The sequence below is a fragment of the Kitasatospora sp. NPDC096077 genome, assembly GCF_040303245.1.
Classification (GTDB): Bacteria; Actinomycetota; Actinomycetes; order Streptomycetales; family Streptomycetaceae; genus Kitasatospora.
Genome location: NZ_JBEOSV010000063.1, coordinates 44914 through 51192 on the forward strand (window position 1 = coordinate 44914; position 6279 = coordinate 51192).

The following is a 6279-nucleotide window of genomic DNA, read 5'->3' on the forward strand; positions in this document are numbered from 1 at the left end:
CGTTCGGACTCGCGGAGGTAGACGAGGCTTTCAGCGGAAGCGATTTCGAGGCAGTTGGCCTGGTCGCCGCTGAAGCTCGACTTCTGCCAGATGAGCTGGCTCATGGTCACCGTCCTTGGAGCTTGTATCGGATGTGCTGGATCGATCCCAACGAATCACGATAGGTGGCGGACGGCATCGGCGAGGAAGCGGACAGTGGAGGGAGAGCGAGGCCCCTGATCCGATCGAACTTCTGGTCAAACGCTGCCACGGACTCGGGATCTCCCACGAAGGTTTCACCATGGGGGTGTTCGAGCAGAACCGTGTGCAGGCGGCTGTGCGTTCCCCGGAGCAGTACGAACGGTGTGTCGGTTGAGGCGTAGGTCGTGCAGTCGAACGGAAGGATCTGGATCGTCACGTTCGGCAGCTTGCCCATCTCAACCAGGTGACTCAGTTGGTCCCGCATGACGGTCGGACCGCCGTACATCATGTGCAGGGCCGCTTCGTGGATCACCGCACGAAATGGCGGGGCGCCCTCGCCAGTCAGTAGCGTCTGGCGCTGGTGGCGGAACTCGACCTTCCTGTCGTTGTAGCCGTGGATGACCTCGCTGTACGCCCTGGTCTGCAGAAGGCCAGGAATCAGGAGCGTCTCGTAGCTGTCCAGGGACGTCGCGCCTGCTTCCGCCTCGGCCAGGTCGAGCGCGGTGGCGATGACATCGTGCTTGAAGTCGGTCCACCAACCCTTTCCAGTGCTCTCGCTCATGGCGATGAGGCCGGCCCGGTACTCGGGGTCCGTGACCTTGCAGATGTCCAGCCAGGCGTTCAGCCGCTCAGAATTGAGCCCGAGCCTGCCAGCTTCGGTGTGGCTGATGTTCGGACCCTTCACGCCCAGGGCCTCGCCGATCTCCAAGGCTGAGAGGCCTGCAGCATCTCGAATGCGGCGAAGCTCCTCGCCGAAGCGGCGCTGGCGCTCGCTGATTCCAGTCCTGAATCCCATGGGAACGTCCCTTCCCGCGATCTATGCCTACGCAAAGTGTATGGGCATGCGCAGAGAGTGTTGCAGAGTTGAGGCTGATTCATCTACAGTTCAAAGCACATGCAGCCGACCGGACGGGTCGTCAGTAGGGCCTGCCCGCACGGCATTCCTCTGCACCAGTGGGAGATATCCCCATGTGTGACCCCAACCTCAACTCCCCCTCCCTTACCGTCTCGCGTGAGGTGTTGCGCGACGTCATGGAGCGCGCCCGCTTCGTCCGCTCCTCCATCGCGGATGCCGAAGTCGCCCTGGTCGAACTGATCTCCAACGCCTGGCGGCACGGCAAGACCCCCTCGCCCGCCGTCGCCATCACCGTCGAGAACCGCACCCTCCGCGTGATCGTCGGCGACCGCAGTTCTGCCCTCCCTCAGCGTTGCAAGGCCACCGAACTCGCCGAGTCCGGCCGGGGGTTGCTCCTGGTGGAGGGCCTCACGCACCGGTGGGGCGTCGAGCCGCAGAAGCTCGGCAAGCGGGTCTGGTTCGAGCTGGACGGCGACGTCGCGTGAACGCCCTCCACCCGATCCACCCCGCCGATCCGGCGATCCACCACCTGACCACCCCGCAGCTCACCGAGCTCATCGTCGAACTCCGGACCGAAGGACGCGAGTTCGGGCTCCTCTGGCCGTCCGCGAAGCCGGGCGAGACGGTCCTCAACGGTCGTGTCCTGGTCGACCTCGGCAACGTCCCGGCCAGCACGGTGATCAACCTCCTCGCTCTGCTGCGGGAGTTCAAGCGGCACCGGGGCTGAGCGTGGCAGCCGATGCTTGGTGCCAATATTGCTCCCAGTAGGTCCGCGTCAGGCCGTGAACCCGCCCGCGAGGACCTCCAGCCGGCCGAGCAGGTTCTCGGCGAGCGAGTAGTCACCGTCGGCGGCGAGCCAGCGGACGACGGCCGTCACGTAGGCGTCGGCGATCAGGTCGGCGATGGCCTCCGCGCTGACGTCGTCGCGGAGTTCCCCGTCCGCCTGCCCCCTTGCCACGGTGGCCAGGATCGCGCGGGGTGTCCTCGTCCCGGCGCCGAACACGACCTGCAGCACGCCGCCGTCGAACAGCCCCTTTGCCAGTTCGTACTCCTCGACCATCAGGTCGGAGAGCTCCTTCAGCACGTCCGCGAGGGCCTCCACGGCGGACCGGCCGGCGGCCGTGTCCGCCGCCTCCCGCCGGTCCAGCAGCTCGTGGCGCTGCTCGATCCAGGCGGTGACGAAGTCCTCTTTCCGCCGGAAGTAGTTGAAGGCCGTCTGCCGCCCCACGTCCGCGCGTTCGGCGATGTGGTCGTAGGTGGTCGCCGCGTACCCCTGGGCGGCGAACAGTTCGAGGGCTGCCGCCAGCAGCCGTTCCCGGGTCGCCGTGCGGCGCTGTTCGCGGCGGTCGATCCCGCTCTGCGGTGTCATCGGGGTCACTCCATGACTGTACTTGAATCCATCGATGTACTGGAGTACATCTTGTACTCCAGTACATCGAGCGAGGAGTTCGAGAGATGGACGTCCCCTACGCCCTCGGCCTGCACGAGGTCGCCGCCGATACCTATGCGTACCTCCAGCCGGACGGATCCCTGGGCCTCAGCAACGCCGGGCTGGTCGTCTCCGGCAACGAGGCGCTGCTCGTCGACACCCTGTTCACCGTCCCGCAGACCCGGGACCTGCTCACCGCCGTGACCCGCGCCCTCCCCGGCGTCGCCCTCACCACCCTGGTCAACACCCACAGCGACGGCGACCACTGGTGGGGCAACCAACTGCTCCCGGACGCCGAGATCATCGCCTCCGAGGCCGCCGCCGCCGACATGCGCGCCGACCACCTGCACGAACTGCTCGCCGACCCCGGTGATCTCCAACTCCCCGGCGTCGTCGCGGGCCTGCGGAAGGCCTTCGACTTCACCGGCATCGCCCCGACCTTCCCGACCCGCACCTTCAGCGGCGAGCTGGAGCTCACGGTGGGCCGGCGCACCGTCCGGCTGATCGAAGTCCCGTACGCCCACACCCGGGGCGACGTCCTGGTCCACGTCCCCGACGCCGGGGTGCTGTTCACCGGGGACCTGCTGTTCATCGGCGGCCACCCGGTGATCCACACCGGCCTGATCGGCAACTGGATCGCCGCCTGCGAGCTGATCCTCGGCCTGGACGGCGTCGAGACCATCGTGCCCGGACACGGCCCCGTCGTCGGCAAGCCCGAAGTCCGCCGCTTCCGCGCCTACCTGGAACGGGTCCGCGACCACTCCACCGCCGCTCACCGCGCGGGCACGCCCGTCCTCCAGGCCGCCCTGGGGACGGACCTGACCGGATTCACCGACCTCGCCGACCCCGAGCGGCTGCTGCTCAACGTCGGTGCCGTCTACCGCGAACTCAACGGCGACGGCACCCCCACCGAGGAGGAGCTCTTCGGCCTGTTCGACCACTGGACCGTCCCCACCCCGCGCCTGGCCCCGCGCCCCGTCGCCGAGTTGGCCGCCCTGGCCGAGCGCGCCACCGGGCCCGCCGCCCGGCTGCTCGGCGGCGGCGACCCCGAGGTGCTGGACGGGCACCCGGTGCCCAATGTGCTGGCCGTCATCGGCCACCACCCCGAGCTGCTGATCGCCCTGGCGCCCCTGCTCGTTCCGCTCAACCAGGGCCTGCTGCCGCCCCGCACCCGGGAGTTGGCGATCCTGCGAACCGCGCACCGGTCCGGCTCGCCGTACGAGTGGCAGCACCACGTCCGGATAGCGGGCGGGGTCGGGCTGACCAGGGCGGAGATCGCCCGAGTCCCGGAGGGGCCGGGGCATCCGGACTGGGACGCGGACGACCGGGCACTGCTCCGGGCCGTCGACGAACTCCACGACGGGCACCGGCTCTCCTCGGCCAGCTGGCGGGCGCTGCTCGAACGGCACTCCGAGGCACAGCTGTTGGAGCTGCTGGCGCTGGTCGGCACGTACCGGACCGTCGCGGGGATCCTCAACACCTGCCGGGTGCCGATCGACGACTGGCTCGCCGGGGCGCCTTCCTAGCGAGGTCCGGTCGTGGCGGGCGTGCCGGCGGTGGTGGTCGCGGTGACGGCGCTTGACCTCAAGTCGGCTTCACCTTCTAGTTTCGCTCGTGCCGAAGCGATCGACGAGAAGGGGAGGCCCCGGTCATGGAGTACTCGCACAGCGACGCCGAAATGATCAAGCAGCCGATCGGATACTGGAGTTGGGCCGCCTACGACGCTGTCGTCAGCCGTACCCGCGGCGCGCTGGCCGAGCTCGGCGCCACCCAGCCGCAGTGGTGGGTGCTCGCCCAGTTGGGCAGGGCCGAGGGGCCGAGGAGCCGTGCGGACGTCTCCGCCGTTCTGCGCGGCTACCTCGACACCGGGCAGGAGGCGCTGGATGCGGAGATCGACGCGACCGTCGGGCGCGGCTGGGTCACCGAGTCCGCCGGGGGCCAGGTCGACCTGACGCCCGAGGGGCGGGCGTTCTTCGACCGGCTGGCCGCCCGGCAGGACGAGTTGTGGGCAGAGCGTCACGCCGGGATCTCCGACGACGAGTACCTGACCACGATGAAGGTCCTGCAGCGCTTCATCCGCAACACGGGGGGCCGGGCCTGGCACCACTGAGGATCCGGGTCCGGCAGGGCCCGGCCTGTCGGACCCCGCTCCTACGATCGGCGCCATGCCCGATGCCTTCACCGTTCTCTGGACCCAGGACACCTGCCGCGCGCTGCGCAAGGCGGGCCGTGAGGGCGAACGCCCGCCGGTCGCCTTCAGCGGGACGCACCAGTCGCTGCCCGCCTGGTCGACCGCCCGCGCCGGGGACGAGGTGTACGCGCTGCTCGTCCAGCAGCGTGAGGTGTTCGTGGTGAGCCGGATGCGGGTGGTCGACCAGGAGCGCGGGGAGTGCTGCGGGGCCGCCCCGGAGAACTGGGGGGACCCGGGGTTCCCCGGACACCTGGACTGGTCGGCCCTCGGCGCCGGCGGGTGCGGCGCCACGGCGGTGCACGTGGACGCGACCCCCGTGCGCTTCGACCTGCCGATACCGGGGGAGCGGCTGGGGGAGCTCACCTGGCGCAATCAGCGGGGCCGGGTCCGCGGCCTCAAGTACGTGGTGGACGGCCGCCTCGAACGGCTCGTCAGCCTCCAGGGCTTCTACCGGCTGACTCCGGAATCGGCCGACGAACTGGCGGCGCTCGTCGGTCCGTGAGCCGCCCGTGAGTCGCCCAGGAGAGTGCGCAGGTGAGGGGCCGTCGGCCCTGGTGCGGATGATCTTGCGTCAGTAGGGTGGACGCCAAGTCGGGGCCGGTCGTTCGCATGCCGTCCCCCGGGGGACAGGGAGTCAGAACAGATGCAGCCGACCTTCGTACTGGTCCACGGAGCCTTCGCGAACTCCTTCTCGTTCGCGCCGCTCCAGGCCGAGCTGGGACTGCTCGGGCACCGCTCGGTCGCCGTCGACCTCCCGGGACACGGCTTCGCCGCGACGTACCCGCGGGCCTACCAGGCGCCGCAGGACCTCGCCGGACTCGCCGCCACGCCCGGCGCGATCAAGGGCGTCACGCTCGCCGACAACGTCGCGCACCTGATCGGGATCCTGGAGCGGGCCAAGCGCAACGGGCCGGTCATCCTGGTCTCGCACAGCCGTGGCGGCCTGACGGCCACCGTCGCGGCGAACCGGCGGCCCGACCTGATCGACCGCATCGTCTACGTCTCCGCCTGGGCGCCGGTCGACCTCCCGGTCGGCGGCTACTACGCTGAACCCGAGATGGCCACGGTCGACGCCGGGGCGATGGCGGCGGCGCTCGCCGGCAACCCGGCCGAACTCGGTCTGCTGCGCTGCAACTTCCGCACCGCGGACCCGGCCGTCCTGGCCGGCTTCAAGGCGGCGTTCCTGGCGGACGGGACGGACGACGAATTCCTGGCCTTCCTCAACACCTTCCAGCCGGACGAGAACCTCGACACCGGCACGCCCGAGGACCGCGCGCAGCGCGACAGTTGGGGCCGGATCCCCCGGACGTACGTGCGGCTGGCCGAGGACGCCAGCATCCCGCCGGCCATGCAGGACCGGATGATCCGCGAGGGCGATGCCCTGACGCCGGACAACCGCTACGACGTCCGCACGCTCGCCGGCAGCCACCTGAAGTGGCTGGTCGACCCGGCCCCGGCGGCCCGGGTGCTGGGCGAGGTCGCCGCACTGCTGGCTTAGGGCGTGTCTGACAATTCCCGCCGGGCGCGCGGCGTCGGGGCACGCACCTCGCCGCGTTGTCGTCGGTCGCCGATGCTCCGCATGGACTCCCTCCTCCGCCTTGCGATGCACGCACCCCGACGCCG

9 protein-coding genes are annotated in these 6279 nt (G+C 70.0%); 6 read left to right on the forward strand and 3 right to left on the reverse strand.

Features of this window, described 5'->3' with window-relative positions; all coding sequences use genetic code 11:
- The coding region (locus ABTZ03_RS34865; RefSeq protein WP_350517188.1) for a DUF397 domain-containing protein at positions 1-104 on the reverse strand (104 nt) is incomplete at its 3' end.
- A 2-nt stretch (positions 105-106) separates the two neighbouring features.
- Positions 107-976, reverse strand: a complete 870-nt coding sequence (locus ABTZ03_RS34870; RefSeq protein WP_350517178.1) for a helix-turn-helix domain-containing protein — start codon at positions 974-976, stop codon at positions 107-109.
- A 173-nt stretch (positions 977-1149) separates the two neighbouring features.
- On the opposite strand from ABTZ03_RS34870, the gene ABTZ03_RS34875 reads away from it, so the two are divergent.
- Together ABTZ03_RS34875 and ABTZ03_RS34880 are read left to right on the forward strand one after the other, a co-directional pair.
- The gene (locus ABTZ03_RS34875) at positions 1150-1521 is read left to right on the forward strand and encodes an ATP-binding protein (RefSeq protein ID WP_350517179.1); all 372 of its coding nucleotides are present in this window, start codon (positions 1150-1152) and stop codon (positions 1519-1521) included.
- The gene (locus ABTZ03_RS34880; RefSeq protein ID WP_350517180.1) at positions 1518-1763 is read left to right on the forward strand and encodes a hypothetical protein; all 246 of its coding nucleotides are present in this window, start codon (positions 1518-1520) and stop codon (positions 1761-1763) included. Before ABTZ03_RS34875 ends, ABTZ03_RS34880 begins: the two co-directional genes overlap by 4 nt.
- A gap of 48 nt (positions 1764-1811) precedes the next feature.
- Here ABTZ03_RS34880 and ABTZ03_RS34885 read toward each other — a convergent pair whose 3' ends face one another.
- Positions 1812-2405 carry a TetR/AcrR family transcriptional regulator gene (locus ABTZ03_RS34885; RefSeq protein ID WP_350517189.1) on the reverse strand — a complete coding sequence of 198 codons (594 nt, stop codon included), beginning with the start codon at positions 2403-2405 and terminating at the stop codon, positions 1812-1814.
- A gap of 86 nt (positions 2406-2491) precedes the next feature.
- Between ABTZ03_RS34885 and ABTZ03_RS34890 the strand changes: the two genes are divergently transcribed.
- The 4 genes from ABTZ03_RS34890 (at position 2492) to ABTZ03_RS34905 (ending at position 6154) form a co-directional block, all read left to right on the forward strand.
- On the forward strand, positions 2492-3991 hold the full coding sequence (locus tag ABTZ03_RS34890) for an MBL fold metallo-hydrolase (RefSeq protein WP_350517181.1): 1500 nt from the start codon (positions 2492-2494) through the stop codon (positions 3989-3991).
- Between the two features lie 125 nt (positions 3992-4116).
- Entirely contained in the window at positions 4117-4575 is a 459-nt protein-coding gene (locus tag ABTZ03_RS34895) for a MarR family winged helix-turn-helix transcriptional regulator (RefSeq protein ID WP_350517182.1), read from the forward strand.
- A 55-nt stretch (positions 4576-4630) separates the two neighbouring features.
- On the forward strand, positions 4631-5158 hold the full coding sequence (locus tag ABTZ03_RS34900) for a hypothetical protein (RefSeq protein WP_350517183.1): 528 nt from the start codon (positions 4631-4633) through the stop codon (positions 5156-5158).
- A 141-nt stretch (positions 5159-5299) separates the two neighbouring features.
- Positions 5300-6154: an alpha/beta fold hydrolase gene (locus ABTZ03_RS34905; RefSeq protein ID WP_350517184.1), complete on the forward strand. Its 855-nt coding sequence runs from the start codon at positions 5300-5302 to the stop codon at positions 6152-6154.
- Positions 6155-6279: the final 125 nt, after the last annotated feature.